This is a genomic window from Bacillus sp. FSL R5-0593, assembly GCF_038603755.1.
GTDB classification, from domain to species: domain Bacteria; phylum Bacillota; class Bacilli; order Bacillales; family Bacillaceae; genus Bacillus; species Bacillus velezensis.
Genome location: NZ_CP152011.1, coordinates 2,342,331 through 2,368,157 on the forward strand (window position 1 = coordinate 2,342,331; position 25,827 = coordinate 2,368,157).

Genomic DNA, 25,827 nt, shown 5'->3' on the forward strand with positions numbered 1-25,827 from the left:
AATGCCACGCTGACTACATATTGGAGGTTCATGATTTGAAAGTAAGGACACAAATGATGTATGATATGGAAGCTTTGCTTCGAAAAGTGTTTAAACAAATCAGAAATGAAGTTAATGAAATTCTAGATAAAGAGCTGTCCAGGAATGAATTTATCATTTTGCGGATTCTCAGTGAACAAGGACCTAAAAAAGTAACGGAATTCGCCCCCATTCTTGAGGTCTCCGCAAGCCATATTACCGCAGTGACCGACGCTTTAGTAGAAAAGGAATGGATCACCCGCATCCGTTCTAAAGAGGACAGGCGAATTATCAGAATCCATATTACGGAAGCCGGGGAGAAAATTGTCGATCATTTCAACCAGAAAAAAACAGAATACTTTTTTAAACGGTTTGACTGCTACTCTGATGAAGAGCTCGCAACGTTAATCAAACTGTTCAGCAAGCTGGATAAAAAACGCTGACACGAAAAAACACAAATCCCTGAAAGGATCTGTGTTTTTTTTATGAAAACTTATTGTTTCGGATGGTAATAGGAAAATTCAATTTCATCCGTGTCGAGATTGATTTTATCCGCTTTTACATACATGCCGTTGTCTAAAGGCATTTCCGACAGACGGATCTCGATGCTTTTATCCCCGGAATGAACGTGCACAAATGACGGGAGTTCATAAAAGCTGTCCATATAATTCAGCACAAAGCTGATCGGCAGGCTTAATTCGCCTAATGAAAACTTCGTCACTTTCAACATCACATCTCCGTTCTCCTGTACGGACGGTTCAAATGTGACGACCGCGTTAATGGAGGTTGAGAACGCTTTGATTTTACCTGCCACGTGCACATCGTTATTGATGTCCACTTTGTAGTCAAGCTGATTCGATGCCTTCTCTTTTAAGTATGCATTCACAAACCTGGCAAGAGATTCTTTCGAGCTCGTGATATGAAAGCCGTACTCACTTTTTGTCTGATCCTGTATTTTCGCCTGCTCTCCCGGCATAACCAATAATGTCACAATTACCGCGGCGGCAATCACATTGAGTGCGAGAAGAACAAAAAACAGCGATTTCCACTTTTTCATCATTTCACCCTATTCTGCTGGTAACCCTTGTTTTTCAATGATGCCGTATAATCGATCGGCGATGAGTGCATACCCTTTTGCGTTCGGATGAAAATCATCATCCTTTGAAATCCGTCTGCTGCCGCTTTTTTGACTGAACAAGTCTTCAACATTCACCGCGGCGGCGTGAGGATCTTTTTCCAGCTCTTTTGCGGCGATCTTGTTCCAATCCGTTACAACCCCATTAATTTCTTTTAATTCAGGCAGCGTAAACGTGAATGGGTTATACATGCTGACATACACCAGCTCTGCGTTTTCATTATATTTGCGGATTTTTGAAACGATCGCCTTGAACCGTTTTTCAAAAGGTTTCTCTTCCTTTTGGAACGGCTGAACCGTCAGCTGCATCATATTCTGGCGGAGCACCTTCATTAAGTCATTACCGCCGATGGTAAAAAAGATATAGTCGGCGCTCTTTAATGATTTCTGCACTTTTTTATTATCAAGCTTTTCCAGCAGGTCAGACGTTTTGTCACCCTGCACCGCATAATTTTTAATATCAACCGTTTTCACCTGTCCCTTTTTCTTAAGAGACTCCGCTGCCCTGCCGACGTATCCTGAACCGTCAGGATCTCCTACTCCTTCAGTCAATGAATCACCGACCGCAGCTATGACAATATGATCTTTCGTTTTCGGTTCTTCAGCGTCAGAACCGGTGCGCTGGACAGAACAAGCTGATAAAAGCAAAGCCAGTCCGGCGATCAATGAGAACATTCGCAGCTTCAATCTGGTTGCTCCTTCCCCGTCTACTAGTGGAAAGTGTAACATGTTTTTTCAGATTTGAAAATGTCTAATCTGCCAGTTTACTTGAGCTCCTCAGCCGCTCTGACATCTGAGATGATGTCATCATACGGAACCTTCTGCACGCCGTCATAATCTTTAAGCACCTTGCCGTCAGGCCCGACTAAATAAAAAGAGGTTTTATGTATGACCTGATCCTCTCCCTCCGGCTTTTTGACGATTGATTTAAAGCTGTTCAGCGCAAAATCTTCAATGTCCTTTTGGCTGTAACCGGTCAGAAAATCCCAGTTGCGAAGCGAAAGCGGATATTTGGCAGCAAATGCTTTCAGCTGTTTCGGCGTATCATTTTCAGGATCTACACTGAACGACACAATCCGCACGTCCAGATTCTCAGCCTTCAGTTTTTTTTGCAGTTCGGTCATATGGGCCGTCATCGGCGGGCAGACTGAATTACAATTTGTAAACATAAAATCGGCAATCCAGACATGCCCCTTCAGACTTTTCAGTGACACTGTTTTCCCATCTTGGTTCTGATATGAAAACGGTTCAATCTGATAGTTCAGCGGGTCTTTTATCGTTTTCCCCCCGCAGGCGCACAAGAGCAGCAAACAAAAGACGGCAGCGAAGATTTTCATTTTTTTCATTTCCATTCCCCCCATGGATAAAACGCTTACAGCATTCATCATAAAAAAATTCCCGCACCCTCCCTTATCAAAAGGAAGGCGCTAAGGAATATGCACCGTTAGGCGTTATGTTTTAAAATCTCTTGGTTGAAAACGGCCTCGTAATCTTTCCACTTCATACGGCGCTTGACATATTGTCGGAATGAATACACTGTTCTCACACTTTGTGAAGCAAAAACCTCTCTCAAATAAAGCTCAAGGTGCTGATGAATTTGAAAAAAATAATGTTCACCTTCCGTGACAACCGGAATTTCTGTCACTTTTACCTGAATCCCGTCCTGTCGTTTGAACTCTAGGCTTTTGAGTAACAAGATATCAATCCTTCTTTTTCGATTGTTTTCTTTTTATTATATACAATCTGAGAAAGCGTGTCTGTCATTTTGCGCGGCCGTTCTAAAAAAAGTCAGATTAACAGGTGGAACAGATCCTGATCTTTATTCACCTCTACGTAATGAAATCCTTTTTGATTCATCCGGGCAATGAGCGCGCCGTAATCTTCCCGATGCTTAAGCTCAATGCCGACCAATGCGGGGCCGCTGCTTTTGTTATTTTTTTTCGTGTATTCAAACCGGGTGATGTCATCATCAGGCCCAAGCACTTCATCTAGGTATTCGCGAAGCGCTCCCGCCCTTTGCGGGAAATTAACGATAAAATAATGCTGCAGCCCCTCATAAATCATGGAGCGCTCCTTCATCTCCTGCATTCTGCCGATGTCGTTATTCCCTCCGCTGACCATGCAGATGACGTTTTTCCCTTTAATCTCTTCCTTGTACAGATCAAGTGCTGACACGGACAATGCCCCCGCCGGCTCCGCTACGATGGCGCATTGATTATATAATTCGAGAATCGTGCTGCACACTTTTCCTTCCGGGACAAGCACAACGTCATCGACGACGGTTTCGAGCGTTTGAAAGGTTTCGGCGCCGATTTTTTTTACGGCCGCCCCATCGACAAATTTATCAATTTTCTCAAGTTCAACCACTTGTCCGGCTTTTTTCGATTCAAAATAGGAGGCTGCGCCCTTCGGCTCTACCGCTATGATTTTTGTATCCGGCGAGATGTTTTTCATGTACGTGCCGAGCCCGGACAGGAGTCCTCCTCCCCCTACGCTTGCAAAAAGAAAATGCGGTTCAACGTCAATGTCATTTAAAATTTCGATGGCAGCCGTTCCCTGTCCGGCCATGACATCGGGATCGTCAAACGGATGAATAAACGTGCGGTTTTCTTTTTCACAGCATTCCGCAGAACTCTTATACGCATCATCGAAAGTGTCACCCGTCAATATGATTTCTACAAATTCTTTTCCGAACAGTTCCACTTGGGATACTTTCTGTCTCGGTGTGGTTGACGGCATAAAAATCTTGCCGTGAATGCCGAGGTGTTTGCATGAAAACGCAACCCCCTGCGCATGGTTTCCCGCACTTGCGCATACAATTCCGTTTTCAGTCTGCTCTTTTGAGAGCTGCCTCATTTTATTATAAGCCCCTCTGAGCTTAAATGATCTGACCACCTGCAGGTCTTCCCTTTTCAAATAGATGTTGCAGCCATACCTCTCAGAAAGTCTGTCATTCCTCTGCAAAGGCGTATGTATCACAACGTCCTTTACATTTTGGTGCGCTTTTAAAATGTCTTTTACCTGGATGAGAGAGTCTTCTTTAAGCAACGGTTTCATTTACAGAGTCCTTTCTTATTTAAATCCCTATTTAATATGCCATTATAACATGAATATTCAAATAATAAGACAATTATTTTAATTTTGTAAATAAAATTAAATGAACCGATACAAGAGAAAAAGATATTTTTGATCGCACAAACGTGTTATACTTAAACCAATTAGAACCAAAAGGAGCCAATTCATGAGTGTAATTGAACAAACTGATCCTTTTTATCAGCTGGCCGGCGAACATCACACCTTTTCAGAAGCGAAACGATTGGCCTCGCAATTTGCCTTATCTGATTTGCCGGTCTTCATAACAGGTGAAGTCGGAACCGGAAAAAAACAAATGGCCAGAGCGATCCATCATAAATCCCGCAGAAACAGCGAACTATTTATTACCGTTCACTGCAGCCAAAGCGAAGAGCGGCTCGAATATGAACTGTTCGGCGCTGAAGGCGCATTAAACAGGGCCCGCCGCGGAACATTATTCTTATATGAAATCGGAGACATGCCGCTCTCGGTACAGGCCCGCCTTCTTTCCGAGCTGGATGCCGGGTTTTCCGCCCGCATCATTGCAAGCAGCACGGCGGATCTTGGCGATACCGGCGCAGAAAATACGTTCAGCCAAGATTTATTTTACAGGCTTCACGTGTTATGCCTTCCGCTCCCTGCTTTATCTGAACGAAAAAGCGATATACCGCTTCTTCTGCAGCATATGCTGACAGCCTCGGGGCAGCATGTTCATATCGATCCGTCCGTTTATCCGCTGTTTGAGCGGCACACCTTTAACGGCAACATCAGAGAACTTCAAAATGCGGCGCACTATATGGCCGCGGCAGCATCCGGCAGCACGATTTATCCCGATGATGTCCCGCTGTATATCAAAAACAGCCAGAAAGCGAAAACAGCTAAGAAAAAAGAAAAACGGCTGACATTGATGGAGAAAGAAGAGTTTTTGTTTATTTTGGAATCAATTAAAGACTTAAATACAAAAGGCGAACCCGCCAGCAGACGGAGCATATCCGAATTAAGCGAAAACAGCACAATGACATTATCGCCCCAGCAGGTCAGAAACAGGCTTGATTACTTAGAAAAGATGAACTATGTGACAAAAGGCCGTGGACGCGCTGGAACAAAAATTACATTAGAAGGGTTGAGCTTTTTGCAGTCACTGCAAAAACAAATCCTTTAAAAAGGAGGACATTTGATTGTTCACAATAAAAGAAGAAATCGCAAATGCCGTCACACACGGAATCGGTGTATTGCTGTCGATTCCGGCGCTTATTTTTCTCATTCTCTTCGCGGTGAAATACGGCTCGCCGACAGACATCGTCAGCTTTTCAATCTTCGGCGCTTCAATGCTGCTTCTGTATCTCAGCTCGACTCTTTTGCACAGCATTCAGCATAAAAAAACGAAAGACATTCTTGAAATTGTGGATCATTCCGCGATATACGTATTAATAGCCGGAACATATACGCCATTTTTATTAGGACCCCTTAAAGGGGCGCTCGGTCTGACCCTTTTAATTATTGTTTGGTCGCTTGCCATCGGAGGCATCGTGTTTAAAATCTTTTTCGTGAAGCGGTTTATCATTTTTTCAACGCTTGTCTATTTAATGATGGGCTGGCTGATCATCGTCGCCATTAAACCGCTGTACGCTTCGCTGTCAGGCCCCGGTTTCGGCCTTCTTCTTTTCGGCGGCTTATTGTATTCCGCCGGCACAATATTTTATATTTGGAGAAAGGTTCCGTATCATCACGCCATTTGGCACAGTTTTGTTTTAGGCGGCAGCGCCTCGATGTTTTTCTGTATTTTATTTTATTGCGTCAAAGTCCCCTTTATCTGAAATAAAAAGCACAGCCTCTCTATAGAGACTGTGCTTTTTTATGCACGGAGCCGTTTCTGACCGGCCGGATAATAAGCGGGCTTTATATGTAATTCAATGTCAGCCGGTTTCAGCCGTTTCAGTAATCTGCCCCGCAGCAGCCGGTCTGTTCCCGAAGTGCTGACAGGCACAATCGGGAGATCGAAACGAAGGGCCAGTTCCTCCGGATTGATTTTGCCGTCTTCGGACAGAATCAGACTTTGCCCTTTTTGCAGACGGACTTCTGCCTCCTGCAACACGGCATCCCGGCTGTCCCCGTCACAAATGACACCCATCAGCCGCAGCCAATTTCCGAGAAACGGCATCCGGAAAGCTTTCTCGCCAGCGATAAAACCAGCCGGCTCTTCAAGATGTCCCGCAAGCAGCAGAAGATCAGCCGGGCGCAATCTAGGATGCACATACAATACGGGGCCGTCCGGTATCGGCTGATCATGATGAATGCCGATTGCCGATCCCGACACGTCAATGCAGCCTCTCATAAAGGCTTTCGGCCGCTCATACACCAGCCTCATCTGTTTTTGAAAAGAAAGCCGCGGGTCAAGCTCTTTTTGATTGATATATTCCTGAATATTTTTCATGAACATAAATACAACGTACATCACAAGGCAGCCGTAACGAATCAATTCTTGTCCCCCTGCTTAAACTCAATTCTTTTTCTCGTATACAAGGTACTCATAATCGTAAGGGTTTTTTTCATCTTTTACTCCCTGTTTGCGGGATGTCAATTCCCATTCAGCTTCATTAAATTCCGGAAAAAAACGGTCTCCTTCAAAGACATGGTGAATTTTTGTCATGTAGAGTCTGTCCGCATAAGGAAAGAGCGCACTGTACAGCTGGGCGCCGCCGATCACAAAGCATTCTTCATCTGCTGGGATCAGCTTGAGCACTTCCTCAGCCGAGTCAGCGATAATACAGCCCGGGAATGAAGATTCGTCCCGTGAGGTTACAACGATGTTACGCCGGTTCGGAAGCGGGCGTCCGATTGATTCAAACGTTTTCCGCCCCATTACAATGGTGTGGCCCGTCGTCACTTTTTTGAAATATGCGAGATCATCGGGAAGGTGCCAAGGCAGATCGTTATCTTTTCCGATCAGCCGGTTTTCATCCATCGCAAAAATAAACGAAATCATACGCTGACAGCTCCTTTTATGTGCGGATGCGGGTCATAATCCTCAATGATAAAGTCTTCAAACGTAAAATCAAAAATAGAATCAACATTTCGCGCAAACCGCAGTTTCGGCAGCGGACGGACATCCCTTGTCAGCTGCAAATTCACCTGCTCCACATGGTTTTGGTAAATGTGGACGTCTCCGAATGTATGAACAAACTCACCCGGTTCAAGCCCCGTCACATGCGCGATCATCATTGTTAAAAGCGCATAAGACGCAATATTAAACGGCACGCCGAGAAAGACATCCGCTGAGCGCTGATAAAGCTGACACGACAGTTTTCCGTCCGCGACATAAAACTGAAACAGGCAGTGGCAAGGCGGAAGCGCCATATGATCAATTTCGCCGACATTCCAGGCGCTGACGATTAAACGCCTGGAATTCGGGTTTGTCTTGATGTCATGAATCAGCCGGGAGATTTGATCGATGGTCTCGCCGTCCGCTCCGCGCCATGAACGCCATTGAGAACCGTAAACCGGTCCGAGCTCTCCGTTTTCATCCGCCCATTCGTTCCAGATGCGGACTCCGTTATCCTGAAGGTAGCGGACATTCGTATCTCCTTTTAAAAACCAAAGCAGCTCATGCGCGATGGATTTAAAATGGAGCTTTTTCGTCGTAAGCATCGGGAAACCTTCCTGAAGGTTAAACCGCATTTGGTAGCCGAACGTGCTGATCGTACCCGTTCCCGTACGGTCTCCTTTTTTTTCTCCGTTTTCTAACACATGACGGCACAAATCTTTATATTGTTTCATTTTTTTCATCCTTTTAAAGTAGTCTTTTAGTAGTGTAACACAATAAAAAATCATTTCTGCAAAATTTCTCAGAAATGATTTTTTTATTTCTTCTCGCTATTACACGCTCATCCAGTCAGGCGGCGTATTGCGGTCCCAGTAAATGCTGCCGAGCTCATGATGTGACTGAAATCCGTCTTCAGCGGTATGGTAATGAAAATTAAACCAGTAGCCGTCTTGCGGAGGATGATCCCGGCGGACGTGGAACCTTAAAAGATCTTCACCCGTCAGCCTGTTATACACATGAAAAATTTTTTCAGTTTTTCCGGCCGACGGTTTGCTGGAAATAACCACATCCTGATACGCTTCATCATCTTGAAACTTGGCTAAATGTCCTGTGATCACATCTTCGATTTTCGGCAGAATTTCACTTCTGTAATCATCTTCAATGACCGGAGAGATTTTGCTGCCGAATTTTAAAAATGATTGATTTTCAGCATCACCGAGAAGCTGCTGCTGATACGATTGAAACAGTAATTCAGGCTCCCGCCCTGCCTTCTCTTCTCCCGGCAGGGCGTGTTCATCATAAAAAGCGGTGTAATCATTCTGCTCAAGACTGCTCGACTGTCCTGAAGGCTTGTCTGTCATCAAAGCAGCCGGAGGAGACACGAGTCCGAACGTTACAATGGTAAACAGAACCACAAGGGTCTTTTTCATCCACAATTTCATGACAGATTGTTCCCCTCTGTTTTATTGTCCTCTTTTCCTTTATTTTAGCATAGATGAAAGCGCGGCGTCATGTCCGGCAGCGTATTATCATGCAATATGGGAAATTGGTAACTGTGACCGAGCGGATAAACCGCTTACAATAAGAAGGAGAAAAAGGAGGGGATGAGATGATTAACGTTTTATTTGCGACAGTATCACTTCTCACGCTGCTTTATTTTGTCGTTATGGAAATCACTGATTAACGAAAAAGAGGCCCATGATATCATGAGCTCACATGGATGACACCGAAGTGGAAAAGCGCCGTCTTTCTTTTCAGCACCTTGAAGCCGTATCGTTCAAACCGCGGGCTTTTCCAATGGTCTTTAAGCACTACGCATTTTTTCGCCGCCCGGACGGCTTGCGTGATGCACTCTTCGTTAAAACCCTCTTCTGCCAGCGCGCGGAGCGGTGCAATGCCGTCTGACGTTTCAACAGGTTCGTGAAACATCGGGTCAAAATAAATGACATCTACCGATGAATCAGGAAGCTCCCGCAAATAATCGGCGCAGTCGGCATGTTTGACCTGAATGCGTTTCATGGCGGTTTGGAGCTGCTCCATTCCGGTTTCCCACGTTTGAAGTCCTGTTTCAACAAGCAATGAGACAAGCTTGTTTTTCTCCAGGCCAATGACTTGTCCGCTTTTTCCGACTGCCAGGCTTGCCAAAATCGCATCGGATGCCAGGCCGAGCGTACAATCTAAAAAGGAATCCCCTTCGCGTAATCCGGCTGCTTTTAACAACGGCTCGGCTTCCCCTCTCAAAAACCGCTTTGCGCGGAACATCGCTGTATTCGGGTGAAAAAAGAACTTCTCCCCTTGCTTCGTGTAAAGTTCGAACCGTTCCTTTCCGATGACTAAAAGATCGCCAGCCGCTCGTTCCAGCATTTTTTCAATGGGCTGTTTATTGCGGCTGCAGTAAGTGTCACCCAGCCTGACACTGAGTGACTGCGCTGTGTGTATCGTATATTCGCTTGGTCGGTAACTCGTTGTGATCATCTTTTTCTCCAAAAAGAAAATGCCCGGAATTCGGGCATTTCAGCAGTGCGCATCGAAGGCATCCGTCAGATTTTTCATAATTTCCTCCATGTCATGCCCTTCGATTTCGTGACGGGGAATAAAATGAACGACCTCTTTACCTTTTAACAGCGCCATTGATGGCGAGGAAGGTTCCTGCCCTGTAAAGTATTCACGCATTTTTGCAGTTGCGTCTTTATCTTGACCGGCAAATACGGTAACCGTATGATTAGGCGCTTTTTCATGCTGTAAAACAGCCTGAGTCGCAGCCGGACGGGCAAGACCTGCTGCACAGCCGCACACAGAGTTGACAACGACCAATGTCGTGCCCTCTGCCTGTTCCATAAAGCTTTCTACTTCTTCAGCAGTCGTTAATTCCTGAAAACCCGCACCCGTCAGCTCACGGCGCATCGGCACGACCAGCTGGCGCATATATTCTTCATAAGCCATTGACATAAAAAAGCCCCCTCTAAAATCCTTATATGAAGTCAAGGATACTATAGAGGGGGCCGGAATTCAATTGTTCAGGCCTCTGTTTTATATTTTCATGATTCCGCCCGTATTGGCGCTTGTTACGAGTTTGGAATACCGGGCCAGATATCCTGTTTTTACTTTCGGCTCGAAGCCTTTCCATTCGGCCTTGCGTTTTTCCCATTCTTCTTCAGGCACTTGTACGTCCAAAATCCGTTTTTCTATGTCAACGATGACATGGTCGCCGTTTTCTACGAATGCGAGCGGGCCGCCTTCAGCCGCTTCAGGCGATACGTGCCCGATTGAAAGGCCCCGGGACGCTCCTGAAAAACGGCCGTCTGTAATAAGCGCCACTTTCGGGCCAAGCCCCATTCCGACAATCTGAGACGTCGGAGCGAGCATCTCCGGCATGCCCGGGCCGCCCTTTGGCCCTTCATAACGGATAATGACAACATCTCCTTCTTTTACTTTGCGGTTTATAATGCCTTCAAGCGCGGCATCCTGGGAATCAAAGACAACAGCGGGGCCTTCATGTCTTGTAATCCCGTCCTGCACCCCGCCTGTTTTGATAATGGCGCCGTCCGGAGCCAGATTCCCAAACAGGACGGCCAAACCGCCTTTTTCGGTAAACGGATTGTCAAGCGGATGAATCACGTCATAATCCTTTACTTCATGACCCGCAATTGTTTCTCCGAGTGTGCGGCCTGTTACAGTCAGCGCGTCAAGATGAAGCGCCCCTTCTTTTTTCGCTAATTCATTAAGGGCCGCCGAGACTCCGCCCGCTTCGTGCAGATCTTCAATGAAGACGTCCGAGGCCGGCGCCAATTTCGATAAGTGAGGCACTCGTTCAGCCACTTCGTTAATGCGTTCTAAAGAGTACTCAACCCCAGCTTCATTGGCAAGCGCAAGCGTATGTAGCACTGTGTTGGTTGAGCCGCCGAGAGCCATGTCTAACGCAAATGCGTTGTCAATCGCTTTTTCGGTGACGATATCGCGCGGCTTAATGTCTTTTTTGATGGTCTCCATCAATTGGGCCGCTGATTTTCTCACAAACTCTCTTCTTTCCGGTGAAGTTGCAAGAATTGTTCCGTTGCCCGGAAGCGCCAGACCGAGCGCTTCAGACAGACAGTTCATGGAGTTTGCCGTAAACATGCCCGAACAAGATCCGCACGTCGGGCAGCCGAACTGTTCCAGCTCCTGCAGGTCGCTTTCACCGATTTTCCCGGCTTGATATGCGCCGACGCCTTCAAATACTGAAGAAAGCGAAATTTTGCGACCGTCGCTTGTGCGGCCGGCTGCCATCGGCCCCCCGCTGACAAAAATGGTCGGAATATTAATCCGCATAGCCGCCATCAGCATTCCCGGCGTAATTTTGTCGCAGTTCGGAATGCAGACCATTCCGTCAAACCAGTGCGCCGAGACGACCGTTTCAACTGAATCGGCAATGATTTCGCGGCTCGGCAGCGAATATCTCATGCCGATATGCCCCATTGCGATTCCGTCATCTACTCCGATCGTGTTAAATTCAAAAGGCACACCGCCCGCTTCCCTGATTGCTTCTTTTACGATTTTTCCAAATTCCTGCAGGTGAACATGCCCGGGAACGATATCGATGTATGAATTACAGACCGCGATAAACGGCTTGCCGAAGTCCTCTTCTTTTACGCCGGCAGCGCGAAGAAGGCTGCGGTGCGGCGCTCTGTCAATTCCCTGTGTGATCATGTTACTGCGTAATTCTGCCATGGTGATCCCCCTACTGTTTTTAGACTGTGCACTATTTTTAAAATTTTCAGTTTATTCTAGGGCGCGTTCTGCAAATTTTACAGTGTCTTTGCCCTGTCTCGCTTTTCTATTCTTTCTGTATTTCGATAAAAACCCTCCAACAATTAATATTGTACTTACTATATAGAGTTTTGAATCATTTTTCAACAATATTCTAAATAATTTTTATAAAAAGTGAATTCAAATAAAAAAGGTGCATGGCGCACCTTTTTGTTATAACTGTTCTTTTTTTCTGCTTTCAGTCATCTGTTTCCAGACTGAACCTTTCGCCTCTTCTCCGTGCTCAATCCGTTCAATCGCCATTTTGACTTGCAGGCTGACTTCGAATTCCGGATCGTCTTCCGCCGCTTTTAATGCTTCCAGCGCGCTTTCATCGCCGACTTCATATAAAAACATGGCCGCGCGCCAGCGCACGAGCTTGCTTGAGTCACTGAGCGATTTCATCATGGCCGGGATGGCGCTCGCATCGCCGAGATCCGACAGGCAGTCACCCGCCGTCCTTCTGACCGTCACCGTTTTGTCTTCAAGCGCTTTGTATAACAGCGGAAGCACAGACGGCTTTTCGATCATTCCCAAATAAACGACGGCTTGTCTTCTGATCGAAGTCTTCGGATCATGCAGCGCCTTTTCCAATACTGGTAAATCGTCTTCATCCGGATCCATTTGCTCAAGATGGGCATAGCGCTGTTTCCAGTCTTCATCATCAAGCATGTCCAGTGTCACTTTATAAGCTTTCCGCTGCACTGCCGGTCTGGCCTCACCCTTTTGCTGTGCGGCTGCTTCTGTCAGACGTTTGAGCCGCTCATCACTGTAGGCGGCCTGAAGCTCTTCTGTGACATCGTGTCCGATTTCGGTAAAATCTCCGAAGCGCACGCCTTGTTCTTTCCAAGTCCGCTCAAATACAACATTTGAAGCTTCGGAACGCAGCTTTAAAATGGCTTCTTGGAAACGTTCCGGAAGGCCGAAGCGTTCTTCACGTTCGCCGTCCGTCAATTTGACCTGCATCGGGATTCCGCTGAACATTTGTACGAAAACCTTCACTTCACCGAACGATTCCTGTTCAGAACGGCTCTCAGACTGCTCCGTATGTTCCATTCCGAAGGCGGAACGGACCTGAGGCAGAATTTCCTTCCAGTCAAAACGTGCGTTTCTCTCCACAGCAAGGAAATCGGCAACGTGATAAACGCCCTTTACTCCTTCAATGTTTAAAATATCACGTACGACAGCCGGAGCATCATCTGCCTGATCGGGCTTGTAATTGTTGCTTTTCCCTGCCGGAAGCTCTTCAGTCAAAATCACTTTCATCGTGTTCGGACTCGGCGTCGGTTCTATTGATTTAATCTTCATATTGGTCCTCCTATGCACAATCTGACACTTATTCTAACATAGTCGGCACAAGCGTTCTATTGCGCCGCTTAGCTTTTGCAAATGCCGGCCTCTTTTTGGATACGGGCGGCAAACTGCAAAAGAAATTGATGCCGCTCCTCTGCTAAACCGGCCCCCGCTTTTGTATTCATTAAGCCTTTAAGCTTGATTAATTTATCCTCTATATGGGCCAGCACACTTGATTGAGTTCCGTACATCGGGTGACCCTTCGCCCCGGCAAACATAAAAGCCCTGCCGATGCCCGCTGCGCCGATCGCATCAAGCATGTCTATCCTGAACAACTTTCCCCTCCAATGAAAGCGGCCGCTTTATCAGCAGTTCCCTATGTCTGAATGACATTCTCGTGATAATATCCGCGATCTCCTGAATGGAGCCATCCGCAATGTTGAAAGCAGCCAGCCGTTCTGTCACTTCGCCTGCCGTCAGCCTTTCGCTTTTTTCGAGCTTGGCGTCAATCAGATCATGAACCAGCGCGGCCGTCTCAGTGATAAATAAGTCGGCGCCTTCTTCTTTTGCCATATAAACAGAAAGTGTTGCGACCCGGGAAATATGAAGCCAGTCATGGCCCGTTCGTTCATTGATAAGCTTTTCTCTGACCCAATTCCTGACGCTTTCCAGCTGCTCTTTTTCGTTCACCGTATCACCTCTTATCGGGCCAAAAGCCTCTGCACCGTATCTTCAAGCTCTTTTGGGTTGACGTTCGGTGAAAAACGCCCGGTGACTTCACCGTTTCGGTCCACGATAAACTTAGTGAAATTCCATTTGACCGCTTTTGTGCCGAGCATCCCCTTCGCCTGCTCCGTCAGATATGTGAAGAGAGGATGAGCGTCTGCTCCATTGACATCAACTTTCGCAAACATAGGGAATGTGACTCCGTAGTTTTTCACACAGAACTCTTGAATTTCCGCTTCGTTTCCAGGTTCTTGGTTCATGAATTGGTTGCAGGGAAATCCCAATATTTCAAGACCTTCCTCCCGATATGTATCATAGAGCTCCTGAAGCTGCTTGAGCTGGGATGTGAACCCGCATTTGCTTGCTGTATTCACAATGATCATCACCTTGCCTCTGTAAGCCGATAGCGTCATGTCTTCGCCTGTTATGGTCCGTACGTTTATATCGTAAATTGTCATCTGCGGCCCTCCTTTTTACATTCTTCATTTATTTTACCTGTTTTACACTGCAAAACAAACGGCAACCGCTTTTTCCTTCCACTTAACGGAAAACGTTTTTTTCGAGGAACCAAACGGCTCTTTACCCGTCATAATAAAGAGCCGCTCCGAATTTATGCCCATTTGCCGCTTTTATCCCTGTCATTATGCGTTAAATGCGGTTTATTACGCCGGGATGGATTGAAAAATGGCTTAAAAATTTCTATAATGAAGAAAATTAACGGGGAATAACGGAGGTGGCATGTTGCCTATTAATATACCAAATCACCTGCCCGCTAAGCAGGTGCTTGAAAGTGAACACATCTTTGTAATGGATGAAAGCCGGGCTTTTCATCAGGATATCCGGCCGCAGAAGATCGTGATTTTAAATCTGATGCCGAAAAAAATCCAAACGGAAACCCAGCTCCTCAGGATGCTTGGGAATTCACCTTTACAAGTTCACTTTACGTTCTTAATTCCGAGCACACATACTCCAAAAAATACGGCAAGGCAGCATCTGGATGAATTTTATACGGATTTTTCCAGCATCCGCCACAAACGGTTTGACGGAATGATTATTACCGGGGCTCCGATTGAGCACCTGCCGTTTGAAGATGTTTCTTACTGGGAAGAATTGAAGGAAATCATGGAATGGAGCAAAACGAACGTCACTTCAACCCTCCATATCTGCTGGGGCGCTCAAGCCGGTTTATACTATCATTACGGCATTGAGAAAGTGGAGCTGCCGAAAAAAATCTTCGGTGTGTTTGAGCATACCGTTCTTAAAAAACATGAGAGATTGGTAAGAGGATTTGACGAGCTATACTATGTGCCCCACTCACGGCATACAGATATTAATAAGGAGCAGCTGCAATCGGCTTCGGATCTGGATGTGCTCAGCGTTTCAGAGGAAGCGGGGGTCTGTTTAATCGTTTCAAAAGACGAAAAACAGATTTTCTTAACGGGTCATCCGGAATATGATACCGATACGCTACTTCAGGAGTATGAGAGAGACATAGAGAGAAATCTTTCAAACGTAGAAGCTCCTAAGCACTATTTTGCGCCCGGCGGGAAAGAACCTGTTAACCGCTGGAAAGCTCATGCAACGTTATTGTTTATGAATTGGCTGAATTATTACGTATATCAGGAAACCCCGTATGAATGGGATTAATTTTTGTTTTGAGTGATACGGTGACAAAAATATGATAAAATACTCTTGATTCAGTATGCGTATAACAAAACTTTAAAATAATGGAACATATCAATTAAATTTAGTTTAAATATGTTGCCGCGCTTATTATAAAATGATGCACTTGTGTTATGTTTATCTATAGACAATAACTCCTTACGATGCATGAAGCTTGCTTGTTGTTGATTACATTGAGGTGAATTTACTTGAATACCAATAAAAAAGTATTAATTTTGACTGCAAATTACGGAAACGGGCATGTTCAAGTGGCCAAAACGCTCTACGAACAATGTCTGCGTCTCGGCTTAGATGTGACGGTTTCCAATTTGTATCAAGAGTCAAATCCGATTGTTTCAGAGGTTACTCAATACCTTTATTTAAAAAGCTTCTCAATCGGGAAACAGTTTTATCGTTTGTTTTATTACGGAGTTGACAAAATCTATAATAAACGCAAATTCAATATTTATTTTAAAATGGGAAATAAACGTTTAGGCCAGCTCGTCGAAGAGCATAAGCCGGACATTATTATCAATACATTTCCGATGATTGTCGTACCGGAATACAGACGGAGAACCGGAAAAGTGATCCCGACGTTCAACGTTATGACCGATTTCTGCCTTCACAAAATCTGGGTTCATGAAAATGTTGATAAATATTATGTCGCCACAGATTACGTGAAGGAAAAACTGATTGAAATCGGCACTCACCCGAACAACGTAAAGATCACGGGCATTCCCATCAGGCCTCAATTCGAGGAATCGATGCCGAAAGAGCCGATTTATAAAAAATACAATCTCTCTCCCGACAAAAAAGTTCTTCTTATTATGGCGGGAGCGCATGGTGTGCTGAAAAACGTAAAAGAACTGTGCGAAAATCTCGTTCATGACGATCAGGTGCAGGTTGTGGTGGTATGCGGCAAAAACAGCTCGCTGAAAGAATCCCTCAGCAGCTTGGAAGGTGACAATGCCGACCGGCTGAAAGTCCTGGGCTATGTAGAAAGAATTGACGAGCTGTTCCGTATTACGGACTGTATGATCACGAAACCGGGCGGCATCACACTGACGGAAGCGACGGCGATCGGAGTACCCGTTATTTTGTACAAACCGGTTCCCGGACAGGAAAAAGAAAATGCCATTTTCTTTGAAGATCGCGGTGCGGCTGTCGTGGTCAACCGCCACGAAGAAATTTTAGAGTCTGTCACCTCCCTTCTCGCGGATGAGGAGAAGCTGAACCGGATGAAGGACAATATTAAAAGCCTGCACCTCCCTAACTCCTCTGAAGTCATTTTGCAGGACATTATAAAAGAATCTGAAATGATGGCCGAAAAGGCGGATATGGCATTATCGTAAGAGAAAAGCACACGAACGATTCGTGTGCTTTTTGTTTTTTTCGGTTAAGCTTTGTGACTGGAAAAATAAAGATAAAAAATAGGGAGCGGCCGCTTGACGTCCGCTCCCATATGGTGTATAGTTGAACCATCATTTAACAACGTTTACATACGTACGGTTGGATGATGACAAAATTTTTTTTAGCACGAAGGTGCTACAGTACTAGGAGGAATTAAGCAATATGCAAAACGGTAAAGTAAAATGGTTCAATAACGAAAAAGGATTCGGCTTCATCGAAGTTGAAGGCGGAGACGACGTATTTGTTCACTTCACTGCTATCGAAGGAGAAGGATACAAATCATTAGAAGAAGGACAAGAAGTTTCTTTTGAAATTGTCGAAGGTAATCGTGGACCTCAAGCTTCTAATGTTGTAAAACTCTAAACTCAATACATGTTGATCAGATGACAAATAGAGGAGAGGCGTATGCCTCTCCTATTTGATTGCCGTCTGAATCTCAATTGCGACAAGATTCTGCTTGCAGCGCTGCTCAATTTCTTCAATTTGTTTCTCCATTGACGGCATTCCTTTTTTTGCCATTTCCGCTAAACTTCCCAAATCACCGTATATTTCTTTAAATGTCTGCTGAAGGATTGTTTTTAAATCTTTATCATTCACGGCTGGTTTTTCCCTTCTCTCCCAAGATACCCTGAATAATAGTAAATAAGCCCTAATTAATCAGGTTCAATAGTTATATCGGCTTATTTTCTATATTTTTTTCTATTTTCCGTACATATTTCTAAAAAAAATCTCCAAACTATTTGCGGAGGTGTTTTTTAATGGACTCTGAATTTTTCCCAAACGGACTGACGGATAAACGCCAGCTTGAATTAGCGGTGGAAACGGCCCAGAAAACAACGGGAGCGGCTACCCGGGGCCAAAATTCAACTTTGGTGGAATCTGCTTACCAGGCGATTCAGGATGCCAGAACAATGTCACAATCCAGTGAACTGCAAGCTCTCGACCAGGATTTTCTGCAAAAGCAGCGAATGCTTCTCGACGATTGCCAGCATCAGCTCGATGAATTCGAAAAATAAAACCGCAGAAGCTGCGGTTTTATTTTTTATTGATTTGTCAGCACCTTGCCGTAGGCTTTCAGCTTCTCCCCCACTGTGCATTGGTTGATGCAGAAAGAATGAGCGTGCGTTTTTCCAAACTCTTTGCGGAAATGCTTTTTTACGAAACAGTCTTTGCAATATTCATCCTGAAGCTCTGTCAATTCTTTATAAATGCTTTTTTTATCCAATATCAGTCATCTCCGTTACCTTCTAATGTTATGCGGCTTTCAATCTGCCGGTCCGAGAGAATTTTTCTGGCAAGGTCATCCGCTTCTTGATTTTCCTTTCGGTTTACGGCTTCATATGTCGGTGTCAGCTTTAAGGATTCGAGCAGCGCTTCAATTTTATCCAGCCATTCGTTTTGCGTTTCATCATAACACGGCCAGCTGCCGTCAAGCTGATGCAAAACGACGAGGGAATCCCCTCTTATCGTGATTGAATTTCTGCTTGCGCCAAGTTCCTGCACTTCCTTAAGCGCTTCGTATAAAGCGGCATATTCCGCCTCATTGTTCGTCTGAAGCGTTAAGCTTTTGTTTTTTCGTATGCGGTGCCGCTTGCCGCCGAGAGAATAATACACGACAATTCCGAGTCCGGCGCGTCCGCTTGTTTTGTCAAAGCCGCCGTCGAAATACACTGTAATGTCGTCAGGTTCGTGCGCAAGCTCTTCAGTAAGCTTTTCTAATTCTTTAAGCGTCCAGCTCGCGCCTTTTTCATCCTCAAAATGAATGTCTTTTATATAAGGAAAGCGGCTGACTTCTCTTGCAAGCATGCGCGCTTTCGGAACGGTCAGCCAATCTTCGGAAAAAAACGCGACAGGGCCTGTTCCTTTTGCTTCTATTTCGATATACGGCTTTAGATTCATTGAAATCACCTTACCATTCATTAGTTGACGGGCGTGTGCTATAATCAAACCATTCTCAAATTGAAAGGAAGTCAGCAGGTTTTGTTTAACGATGTGTTATGGATCTTATTTGCGGTCATTCATTTTATCATTGTTCTTCTGTTTTATAAAGGATTTGGCAAAACGGGCCTATTCGTATGGATCGGTTTCGCCACGGTGTGCGCCAACTTGCAGGTTGTCAAAACAGTCGAGCTGTTCGGGCTTACGGCGACACTGGGAAATATCATGTACGGCACCGTTTTCTTCGCAACGGATGTGCTGAATGAAAAATACGGTCCCAAGGAAGCGCGCAAAGCCGTCTGGCTCGGGTTTTCCACTCTGCTCGCTTTGACATGCGCCATGCAGGGGGCTCTTTTATATAAACCGGCTGCGTCAGATATCGCACAGCCTGCCCTTGAGACGATTTTCGGTTTTCTCCCGCGTGTTGCGCTCGGAAGCCTCTTGGCTTTTATTTTCAGCCAAACGATAGATGTTTATGTATATTCAGCCATTCGGAGAATCTTTCCTTCAGACAGGCTTCTCTGGCTCAGAAACAGCGGAAGCACGGCGCTCAGCCAGCTGCTGGATACATTTATCTTCACTGCCGTGGCCTTTATCGGCGTTTATTCCGCGGGCGTATGGTTCAGCATCTTCATTTCAACTTACCTGATTAAATTTGCGGTATCACTCATTTCTGTCCCTTATGCGTATGCGGCAAAACGAATGACACCGAAGGGAGAGTGACGGATGATGCCCGCTGAAATTTATGTAGACGGTGCAAGCGCCGGAAACCCGGGCCCGTCCGGTATCGGTATTTTTATTAAACATGACGGGAAAACAGAATCTTTCTCAATTCCGATCGGCGACCATTCAAATCAGGAAGCTGAATTTCTCGCTTTAATTGAAGGAATGAAGCTGTGTGCCGCCCGCGGATTTGAGTCCGTGTCATTCCGGACGGATTCGGATATCGTGGAGCGGGCCGCAGATCTTGAAGCGGTTAAAAACAAGGCTTTCCAGCCGTTTGTGGACGAAATCATCCAGTTAAAGGCCGGATTTCCATTGTTTTTCATTAAGTGGATTCCCGGCAGACAAAACCAAACAGCCGATCAGCTCGCAAAAAAAGCGATTCGGCTGAATAAATAACCGGAATGAAATTGCGTCTCACTGTTCATCCTACAAATGAGGTGAACAGCTATGAGAAAAGAAAATAAAGGCAGGCTGACCGGGGGCGTGAATCCTCAGGGAAATATGGAAGGAAATGCGCATAAAGACCCGAAATCAGCCCTTGAAAACAACGCAAAAAAAAGCAATACAAAACGCTAGAGGGATCAGCTGATCTCTCTGGCGTTCAGCTTTTCGAGCATCCTTTCAATTCCTTTTATCTGATGACGTCTGAGCATTAATGCCGCCTCTTCCATCTTTAATGAAAAAAGCGCTTCTTCAAGCGTACAGACTAACGGCACCTCGCAATGTATTTCAGCAAGCTGCCTTGACAGCTCCAATTCTTTCAAGCTTTGCTGAATTTTCGTTTGCTGGCCCTTCGGCAAGAGAGCGAGGCTTTCTAATAACCGCTCTATGTTTTGATATTCACGGATCAGCTTGTACGCCGTTTTTTCCCCGATCCCTTTAACGCCGGGATAGTTATCGCTCGTGTCTCCCATCAGCGCCTTAATGTCAATCAGCGCTTTTGGAGGAACTCCCGTTTCTTCTCTGAATATCTCATCTGTATATACCTTATAATTACCGATACCCTTTTGCAGCAGCGCTACTTGAACTTGATGATTCAGCAATTGAAGCAGATCTTTATCACCCGTTACAATCGTAATTTCCGCTTCCCCGGAAAATAGGGCAGAAAGCGTACCGATACAGTCATCCGCCTCATAGCCTTTTATGCCGATGTTTAAAAAACCGAGCTCTCGCGCTGCTTCTTTCGCTAGATCAAATTGCGGAATCAGCTCTAGCGGCGGTTCGCTTCTGTTGGCCTTATAATCTTGAAACAAATCATTGCGGTACGTTTTGCTTCCCATATCCCAGCAGCAGACGACATGTGTAGGCTGAAACGTATCAACCGCCGTAATAAGATGCTTTAAAAAACCGTTGACTCCGTTTGTGGGAATTCCGTTTTCATTTATCATAAAATTGCGATGAACGGCCGTCGCGAAAAACGAGCGGAACAAAAGCGCCATGCCGTCAACGAGCAGTAATTTTTTATTCATATATCGAAACTCCTTTTTTATTCAATGTTCCTATTTTACCAAAGAAGGCGGTAAAAAAACAGCATCCCCCCATTTGGAAGATGCTGCCGTCACGTTTACTCACCGTGTCTTTTATTGCTTGCCATCAGCTTTTCAGCTTCACGGCCGGCATAAGAATCAAATTTCTGTCCGAAGCCGTTTTTCTTTTTGGCATTGTTATTCTGCTGAGCATTTCTGTTTCCCAGTTTTGTTCTGCCCATGGTCATATCCCCCTTTAGAGAAGATACGGATAGTATGTACAGCAAGTGCTGATGACACACGCGGCAGGTTCATCCATTACTGTCTGCTGACGAATTCTTTCACCATCGCTTCACTTACGAATCGTCTTTGCGGCACGATGCCCTTTTTCGCCAGCTGGTTCATTTTTGCGGTGATGCCATTGATGGCATCTGTCGTGAACGGTTTATTCTGTCTGCATTTTACAACGGCTTCTTCAATGGCCTGTTCACGCTCATAATCAAGCTGTACAAATGTTTTGACGTGCTGATGCTGTTTTGCGGAATGTGCTGAAATTGCTTTATGGACTTCTGACATAAAAGGTTTCATCTCGCTTTTTTTCATTTTAGTCTACCACGACTGTTATCTGCCCGCCAAGCGGATTTTTAAATTTTCAGCATTTCATCTTTCTTTTTCCATGCTTTTTCGGCTTCGTAAAGGTGTTCAATTTCCCTTGCACTCGTATTTTCCGCAAGACCTTGTAAATAAGTGTCCCGCTGCTCGCGGATCTGGGAAAGGCTTTTATCCGCCATGTCTTCTTGCAGACGGCGCACCTGCTCAGCATATCGCTCTGAAAGGCTTTCTTTCTCCTGCTCAAGCCACTTTTCTGTCACTTTTTGCAGGCTCAGCCTGAGCCCTTCTACAAACGCTGCTTTTCCGTTCTGTTCAAAAAACTGCTTCGGTGATTTAACTTCCTTTACGTGATGTGAGAATGCCGAGACGTCAATGACCGGAGCGACCTCTTTCAGCTGAACGGCAAATTCGTTTTCACCGCTCACATAAATGGAGAAATCTCCGTCTTCCATAAGCTTCTTCTGACAGTTTTCCATCCATTCCTCAGTCATATGGCGCTCAATAAAACCGGTCATTCGGATATCGAGCGTTTTCAGCTCTTGAATATATTCAAAACGGAATTCCTTGAGCGCTTCATTCAGCGCCGCTGATATATTTCGTTTCCAATCACCGTTTTGAAGACCCGGATGGAAGGCGGTTTTCAGCATATCATTCGCATAAAACGTCAGGCGATGTTTAATGTGGTAGAGCTGTTCTTCCGTATCTTTCATCACTTTTCGAATGATGACCTCAGACGTACGGCGCTTTGAAATGTCAGCGAGAGCTTTTTCATAGGAGAACTCCAGACGCTGTTTCTTTTTCTCTTTTTCTTCTGCCGACTGGTGAAGAGATTCGTGAAGCTGTTCCACCATATCGCACAATTTGTCCGCCTCTGTTTTCAGCTGGGCGCAGCTGGCCCTCATTACATCTTCCTCAATAAAGTGCTCAAGCCCGGTTCTTACATCAGAGAACCTGTTATAAAAAGCTGCTTTTTTACCCGCAAGCTCTTCTTTACTTGAGACATGATATAATTTCGGCCGGTTAATCCCCTCTTTTGAGAGTTCTGAGCGGACATAGTCTTTGACGGTTTCCAGTTCGCTTTCGGTTTTGGCCAGATCGGCGGCGTTAATGACAAAAAACATTTTATCCATGCCGAATGATTCTTTGACGAGGCCGAGTTTCTTCAGAAAGGACCTGTCTCCTTTTGAAAAAGAATGCTGATAGTACGTCATATAAAAGAACGCGTCAGCATCTTTTATATATTGAAAGGCAAGTTCCGTATGGCGCTTGTTTATACTGCTTGCTCCCGGCGTATCAACAATGGTGATGCCTTTTTGCGTGAGAGGCGAATCATAATACACGGTGACTTCTTTTACGCAGCAGGCCGTTTTTTCTTCGGCTGCGTACGGTTTTAAATCTTCAACCGGCACCGACAGTGTCAGCCTTTGACGGATCTGTTCTTCATACGCATCAAACGCCTGCAGCATCGTCTGAATCACCGGGATGAGTTCATCCGGAATTTTTCCCTTTTTAATGGCATAATTCCATCTCTCTTTCAGTGAACGCCCCTTTACGTCAGCGTCTTTCAGCTCAGTCAGCTGAAGCATTTCAGCATCCAGCTCCTCTTCCGTTTTAAAAACGATCTCCGCAGTTTTATGCGGTTTGCCGTCTTGCGGTTTCGTTATTTTGTTGATCGTAGCCGTTGTGGGCGTCGGTGATGATGGAAGCACGTATTCACCGACAAGCGCATTTGCAAATGATGATTTACCGGAACTGAATCCGCCGAATAACGCCAAGGTAAACTGGCGGTTTTCAAGCCGCTCAATCCTGCTTCGAAAGGCTTCTGCCTGTTTGCCTAAAATGCTTGAGGATTCAAGAATCCCGGCAAGCTCATAGAACCGATCAGTCTGCTCTTTTATAGGGAGTTCCTTCATCGCATTTTTTTCGGGCTTGCTTACTTCATGCTGTACAGCCTCTTTTGGTTTCTTTTGGACGGGCGCTTTTGCAAGGCGTTTTTTTCGCGTATACCAGTCGCCGCTTCCCGTATCACAGGTCAATTCTTCTTCCCACAAAGCGCGGACGCGGGCTGCTTTTTCCAAGGCATTGCGTTCTTCTTTTGCCGATTGCGCGAGCTCATCCCTTATTTTCTTTTCTTTTTCGAGCCGGTTTTTCAAGTTCTCAATGAGCGGTCCGTTTTTTGTCTGAACATAAGCGGTCAGCTCCTCAATGAGTTCCGCTGTCTGTCTTTTGGCTTCCCTTCTGATCATTTCAGCGAGGTCTTTCGTATAAGTTAATACGTATTCAGATGAAAAGGCCGCTCCCTGCTTAAGGGCCTGAGCGGTGATATCATCAGAAAGCGGTGTGCGGTACGCCTGGATTTTCTTGATCAGTTCGTCCGAATCCGCTTCATACCGCTTGGCCGCTTTCGTAAATGTGTCGATAATATGCCAATCCGCTTCCCCTTCCGTTCTTTTTTTAATATCGGCAAAAAATTCAGCATGCCTTCTTTCTTTTTCCGAAGCCGTTTTCGCTTTTGAAAAGAATAATCCGGTTTTAAATGAGGGCTGCTGTGATTCAATATAAGCAGATGCAAGCTCCCTCATCTCAAAGGGTGTCAGATTAGCGTTTTGCAATATGTTCTGCACGTCTTTTCTGATGTCTTTCTCTGCTGTTTCAGCCTGTTGAACGGCTTGTTTAAGCTCATCTTCAACAGAACGGACAAGTGCTTCTTGTTTGTCAAACTGCTCTCCGCTGCCGTTTTTATCTTCTTTTACGAGCATCTCTGTATGCTCTTTGACTAAGTGTGCAACTTTTCTCTCCGTTAAGGACCATAAATTTGTTTTTGCCTGCTGTTTCAGCTTCTGCAGATGTTTTTTCAGCTGTTCCATGCCGTTTAAAGGATGGTCAGGCTCTGTGACAGACGTAAAGAAAAGCGATTCTTTCGGTATTCCCGCGCCTTCAAGCATGTCTTCCACCTGCCTGCGGTACTCTTCAAACTTCGTTTCAGTTTCATCATGTCTGTCAATTTGGTTGACGATCAGAAACAAATTTGGAATACGGTCTTTAATGGAGCTGAGAAACAGCATATTTTCTTCTGAATGGACGTGATTATAATGAACGACGTAAAATAAAGCGTCAGCCTGATGCAGAACCGAAGCGGCAGATAAAAAGTGCGCTTCGTCCGTCGAATCAATTCCCGGTGTGTCAATGTAGGCCGCATAAGGCTCTGACTCCTTAAAGCCGGCATAGACTTCCACCGTTTCAATTTGCTCACCGTCTTTACAGAATTGCTGCACTTGTTCTTTATCGTAACTTCCTTTAATTTCTGCATAAGCCCCCCCCGTCGTATGAAGCACGACTTTATCTTCACCGTGCCGGATGACAACGAGGTTGGCGCTTGTGGGAATCGGGCTTGTCGGCAGTATGTCTTCACCGAGCAATGTGTTTAATAAAGAGGACTTTCCGGCCGAATAATGCCCGGTAAACGCGATATAAACCTCTTCATCAGCCGCTTTTTTCATAATGGCCGCGAGCTGATCGGCCCGTTTTTCATCCTGATGATCCAAAAATTGTGCGTATAAGGCACCCGTTCTGCTGAAAATCTCCCTGTTATGGCGTTCTTCTTCTGTCATGTGTCTTTACCCCTTTGTGTCTGTCGCATCAAATGACGTTTTTCATTTTTAGAAAGCTCTGAAAAAAACCTCTCCCCCATTTTACACAAGAATGGCTCACTTTTCTTCAGGAAACGCAAAAAAGCCGCCGATATCGGCAGCTGATAAAGAAAAAACATCCGCGGCAGGAAAAACCGCAGATGTTTAAGAAGACATCGATTTATTCGAAACTTTTTTCAATACGAAACCAATTAAAACACTGTATGTACAAACGGCTGCAAATAAAAATAACATTGTCATTTTCGGCACCACCTTGAATGAGAATCATTTTCATATTTATATCTTATCATG

32 protein-coding genes and 2 pseudogenes are annotated in these 25,827 nt (G+C 45.3%); 11 read left to right on the plus strand and 23 right to left on the minus strand.

Annotated features, from left to right (window positions below):
* Positions 1 to 35: 35 nt before the first annotated feature.
* On the plus strand, positions 36 to 461 hold the full coding sequence (locus NYE36_RS11480) for a MarR family transcriptional regulator (RefSeq protein WP_012117803.1): 426 nt from the start codon (positions 36 to 38) through the stop codon (positions 459 to 461).
* A 50-nt stretch (positions 462 to 511) separates the two neighbouring features.
* Here NYE36_RS11480 and NYE36_RS11485 read toward each other — a convergent pair whose 3' ends face one another.
* From NYE36_RS11485 to ilvA, 5 genes are all read right to left on the minus strand, one after another.
* Positions 512 to 1,075: a DUF2140 family protein gene (locus tag NYE36_RS11485; RefSeq protein ID WP_007409535.1), complete on the minus strand. Its 564-nt coding sequence runs from the start codon at positions 1,073 to 1,075 to the stop codon at positions 512 to 514.
* Between the two features lie 9 nt (positions 1,076 to 1,084).
* A complete protein-coding gene (locus tag NYE36_RS11490; protein ID WP_053573241.1) occupies positions 1,085 to 1,840 on the minus strand; it encodes an SGNH/GDSL hydrolase family protein in 756 nt (251 codons plus the stop codon).
* A gap of 77 nt (positions 1,841 to 1,917) precedes the next feature.
* On the minus strand, positions 1,918 to 2,499 hold the full coding sequence (locus NYE36_RS11495; protein ID WP_094032325.1) for an SCO family protein: 582 nt from the start codon (positions 2,497 to 2,499) through the stop codon (positions 1,918 to 1,920).
* Between the two features lie 98 nt (positions 2,500 to 2,597).
* Positions 2,598 to 2,849: a DUF2535 family protein gene (locus NYE36_RS11500; RefSeq protein WP_007409532.1), complete on the minus strand. Its 252-nt coding sequence runs from the start codon at positions 2,847 to 2,849 to the stop codon at positions 2,598 to 2,600.
* A gap of 92 nt (positions 2,850 to 2,941) precedes the next feature.
* The gene (gene ilvA, locus NYE36_RS11505; protein WP_007612085.1) at positions 2,942 to 4,210 is read right to left on the minus strand and encodes a threonine ammonia-lyase IlvA; all 1,269 of its coding nucleotides are present in this window, start codon (positions 4,208 to 4,210) and stop codon (positions 2,942 to 2,944) included.
* Positions 4,211 to 4,394: 184 nt separating this feature from the next.
* Here ilvA and NYE36_RS11510 point away from each other — a divergent pair, with 184 nt between their 5' ends.
* Together NYE36_RS11510 and NYE36_RS11515 are read left to right on the plus strand one after the other, a co-directional pair.
* Positions 4,395 to 5,387: a sigma 54-interacting transcriptional regulator gene (locus NYE36_RS11510; protein WP_094032306.1), complete on the plus strand. Its 993-nt coding sequence runs from the start codon at positions 4,395 to 4,397 to the stop codon at positions 5,385 to 5,387.
* A 16-nt stretch (positions 5,388 to 5,403) separates the two neighbouring features.
* Positions 5,404 to 6,042 carry a hemolysin III family protein gene (locus tag NYE36_RS11515; protein WP_033574696.1) on the plus strand — a complete coding sequence of 213 codons (639 nt, stop codon included), beginning with the start codon at positions 5,404 to 5,406 and terminating at the stop codon, positions 6,040 to 6,042.
* 38 nt (positions 6,043 to 6,080) lie between these two features.
* Here the strand turns inward: NYE36_RS11515 and NYE36_RS11520 are convergent, their stop codons facing one another.
* From NYE36_RS11520 to NYE36_RS11565, 10 genes and pseudogenes are all read right to left on the minus strand, one after another.
* Positions 6,081 to 6,704: a lysophospholipid acyltransferase family protein gene (locus tag NYE36_RS11520; protein ID WP_064107610.1), complete on the minus strand. Its 624-nt coding sequence runs from the start codon at positions 6,702 to 6,704 to the stop codon at positions 6,081 to 6,083.
* A 21-nt stretch (positions 6,705 to 6,725) separates the two neighbouring features.
* Positions 6,726 to 7,211 (minus strand): dihydrofolate reductase, encoded by a 486-nt coding sequence (locus NYE36_RS11525; RefSeq protein ID WP_040238022.1) that lies wholly within the window; start codon positions 7,209 to 7,211, stop codon positions 6,726 to 6,728.
* The gene (locus NYE36_RS11530) at positions 7,208 to 8,002 is read right to left on the minus strand and encodes a thymidylate synthase (protein ID WP_015417677.1); all 795 of its coding nucleotides are present in this window, start codon (positions 8,000 to 8,002) and stop codon (positions 7,208 to 7,210) included. The genes NYE36_RS11525 and NYE36_RS11530 overlap by 4 nt, the downstream gene beginning before the upstream one ends.
* Before the next feature lie 99 nt (positions 8,003 to 8,101).
* Positions 8,102 to 8,710, minus strand: coding sequence for a YpjP family protein (locus NYE36_RS11535; protein ID WP_007409526.1), 609 nt, complete (start codon positions 8,708 to 8,710; stop codon positions 8,102 to 8,104).
* Positions 8,711 to 8,972: 262 nt separating this feature from the next.
* Positions 8,973 to 9,743 carry a class I SAM-dependent methyltransferase gene (locus tag NYE36_RS11540; RefSeq protein ID WP_017418003.1) on the minus strand — a complete coding sequence of 257 codons (771 nt, stop codon included), beginning with the start codon at positions 9,741 to 9,743 and terminating at the stop codon, positions 8,973 to 8,975.
* Between the two features lie 39 nt (positions 9,744 to 9,782).
* Positions 9,783 to 10,217, minus strand: coding sequence for a BrxA/BrxB family bacilliredoxin (locus tag NYE36_RS11545; RefSeq protein WP_094032305.1), 435 nt, complete (start codon positions 10,215 to 10,217; stop codon positions 9,783 to 9,785).
* Between the two features lie 81 nt (positions 10,218 to 10,298).
* Positions 10,299 to 11,975, minus strand: coding sequence for a dihydroxy-acid dehydratase (ilvD, locus tag NYE36_RS11550; RefSeq protein ID WP_007409524.1), 1,677 nt, complete (start codon positions 11,973 to 11,975; stop codon positions 10,299 to 10,301).
* Positions 11,976 to 12,227: 252 nt separating this feature from the next.
* Positions 12,228 to 13,361: a conserved virulence factor C family protein gene (locus NYE36_RS11555; protein ID WP_064107608.1), complete on the minus strand. Its 1,134-nt coding sequence runs from the start codon at positions 13,359 to 13,361 to the stop codon at positions 12,228 to 12,230.
* A gap of 68 nt (positions 13,362 to 13,429) precedes the next feature.
* Positions 13,430 to 14,036 (minus strand): annotated as a pseudogene (locus tag NYE36_RS11560) (HD domain-containing protein).
* Between the two features lie 11 nt (positions 14,037 to 14,047).
* Positions 14,048 to 14,530 (minus strand): glutathione peroxidase, encoded by a 483-nt coding sequence (locus NYE36_RS11565; protein ID WP_007409521.1) that lies wholly within the window; start codon positions 14,528 to 14,530, stop codon positions 14,048 to 14,050.
* Between the two features lie 283 nt (positions 14,531 to 14,813).
* Here NYE36_RS11565 and metA point away from each other — a divergent pair, with 283 nt between their 5' ends.
* The 4 genes and pseudogenes from metA to cspD all read left to right on the plus strand — a co-directional run bounded on the left by metA (position 14,814) and on the right by cspD (position 17,507).
* Positions 14,814 to 15,719: a homoserine O-succinyltransferase gene (metA, locus tag NYE36_RS11570; protein ID WP_015417682.1), complete on the plus strand. Its 906-nt coding sequence runs from the start codon at positions 14,814 to 14,816 to the stop codon at positions 15,717 to 15,719.
* Between the two features lie 224 nt (positions 15,720 to 15,943).
* Positions 15,944 to 17,086 (plus strand): diglucosyl diacylglycerol synthase, encoded by a 1,143-nt coding sequence (locus NYE36_RS11575; RefSeq protein ID WP_015417683.1) that lies wholly within the window; start codon positions 15,944 to 15,946, stop codon positions 17,084 to 17,086.
* 93 nt (positions 17,087 to 17,179) lie between these two features.
* A pseudogene (locus NYE36_RS11580) lies at positions 17,180 to 17,291 on the plus strand (hypothetical protein); the annotation flags it as partial.
* Positions 17,292 to 17,306: 15 nt separating this feature from the next.
* Positions 17,307 to 17,507, plus strand: a complete 201-nt coding sequence (gene cspD / locus NYE36_RS11585; RefSeq protein WP_003153604.1) for a cold-shock protein CspD — start codon at positions 17,307 to 17,309, stop codon at positions 17,505 to 17,507.
* A gap of 51 nt (positions 17,508 to 17,558) precedes the next feature.
* Here cspD and NYE36_RS11590 read toward each other — a convergent pair whose 3' ends face one another.
* Positions 17,559 to 17,741: a hypothetical protein gene (locus NYE36_RS11590; RefSeq protein WP_012117812.1), complete on the minus strand. Its 183-nt coding sequence runs from the start codon at positions 17,739 to 17,741 to the stop codon at positions 17,559 to 17,561.
* A 161-nt stretch (positions 17,742 to 17,902) separates the two neighbouring features.
* Between NYE36_RS11590 and NYE36_RS11595 the strand changes: the two genes are divergently transcribed.
* The gene (locus NYE36_RS11595; protein WP_007409519.1) at positions 17,903 to 18,160 is read left to right on the plus strand and encodes a DUF2564 family protein; all 258 of its coding nucleotides are present in this window, start codon (positions 17,903 to 17,905) and stop codon (positions 18,158 to 18,160) included.
* A gap of 26 nt (positions 18,161 to 18,186) precedes the next feature.
* On the opposite strand, the gene NYE36_RS11600 is transcribed toward NYE36_RS11595, so the two are convergent.
* Positions 18,187 to 18,369 carry a zinc-finger domain-containing protein gene (locus NYE36_RS11600; protein WP_003153581.1) on the minus strand — a complete coding sequence of 61 codons (183 nt, stop codon included), beginning with the start codon at positions 18,367 to 18,369 and terminating at the stop codon, positions 18,187 to 18,189.
* A 2-nt stretch (positions 18,370 to 18,371) separates the two neighbouring features.
* Entirely contained in the window at positions 18,372 to 19,043 is a 672-nt protein-coding gene (locus NYE36_RS11605; protein ID WP_094032304.1) for a ribonuclease H family protein, read from the minus strand.
* Positions 19,044 to 19,124: 81 nt separating this feature from the next.
* On the opposite strand from NYE36_RS11605, the gene NYE36_RS11610 reads away from it, so the two are divergent.
* The 3 genes from NYE36_RS11610 to sspL are packed head-to-tail and all read left to right on the plus strand — an operon-like array spanning position 19,125 to position 20,384.
* Positions 19,125 to 19,805, plus strand: coding sequence for a queuosine precursor transporter (locus tag NYE36_RS11610; protein ID WP_015417685.1), 681 nt, complete (start codon positions 19,125 to 19,127; stop codon positions 19,803 to 19,805).
* 6 nt (positions 19,806 to 19,811) lie between these two features.
* Positions 19,812 to 20,204: a reverse transcriptase-like protein gene (locus NYE36_RS11615; protein ID WP_032873511.1), complete on the plus strand. Its 393-nt coding sequence runs from the start codon at positions 19,812 to 19,814 to the stop codon at positions 20,202 to 20,204.
* A gap of 51 nt (positions 20,205 to 20,255) precedes the next feature.
* Positions 20,256 to 20,384, plus strand: coding sequence for a small, acid-soluble spore protein L (sspL, locus tag NYE36_RS11620; protein WP_003153575.1), 129 nt, complete (start codon positions 20,256 to 20,258; stop codon positions 20,382 to 20,384).
* 5 nt (positions 20,385 to 20,389) lie between these two features.
* Here the strand turns inward: sspL and NYE36_RS11625 are convergent, their stop codons facing one another.
* The 5 genes from NYE36_RS11625 to fbpC form a co-directional block, all read right to left on the minus strand.
* Positions 20,390 to 21,277 (minus strand): 5'-3' exonuclease, encoded by an 888-nt coding sequence (locus NYE36_RS11625; RefSeq protein WP_094032303.1) that lies wholly within the window; start codon positions 21,275 to 21,277, stop codon positions 20,390 to 20,392.
* A gap of 95 nt (positions 21,278 to 21,372) precedes the next feature.
* A complete protein-coding gene (locus NYE36_RS11630; protein ID WP_003153570.1) occupies positions 21,373 to 21,516 on the minus strand; it encodes a hypothetical protein in 144 nt (47 codons plus the stop codon).
* A 76-nt stretch (positions 21,517 to 21,592) separates the two neighbouring features.
* On the minus strand, positions 21,593 to 21,850 hold the full coding sequence (locus NYE36_RS11635; RefSeq protein WP_040238965.1) for a YpbS family protein: 258 nt from the start codon (positions 21,848 to 21,850) through the stop codon (positions 21,593 to 21,595).
* Positions 21,851 to 21,918: 68 nt separating this feature from the next.
* Positions 21,919 to 25,497 (minus strand): dynamin family protein, encoded by a 3,579-nt coding sequence (locus NYE36_RS11640; RefSeq protein ID WP_094032302.1) that lies wholly within the window; start codon positions 25,495 to 25,497, stop codon positions 21,919 to 21,921.
* 183 nt (positions 25,498 to 25,680) lie between these two features.
* Positions 25,681 to 25,776 (minus strand): Fur-regulated basic protein FbpC, encoded by a 96-nt coding sequence (gene fbpC / locus NYE36_RS11645; RefSeq protein ID WP_025284905.1) that lies wholly within the window; start codon positions 25,774 to 25,776, stop codon positions 25,681 to 25,683.
* Between the last annotated feature and the right edge of the window lie 51 nt (positions 25,777 to 25,827).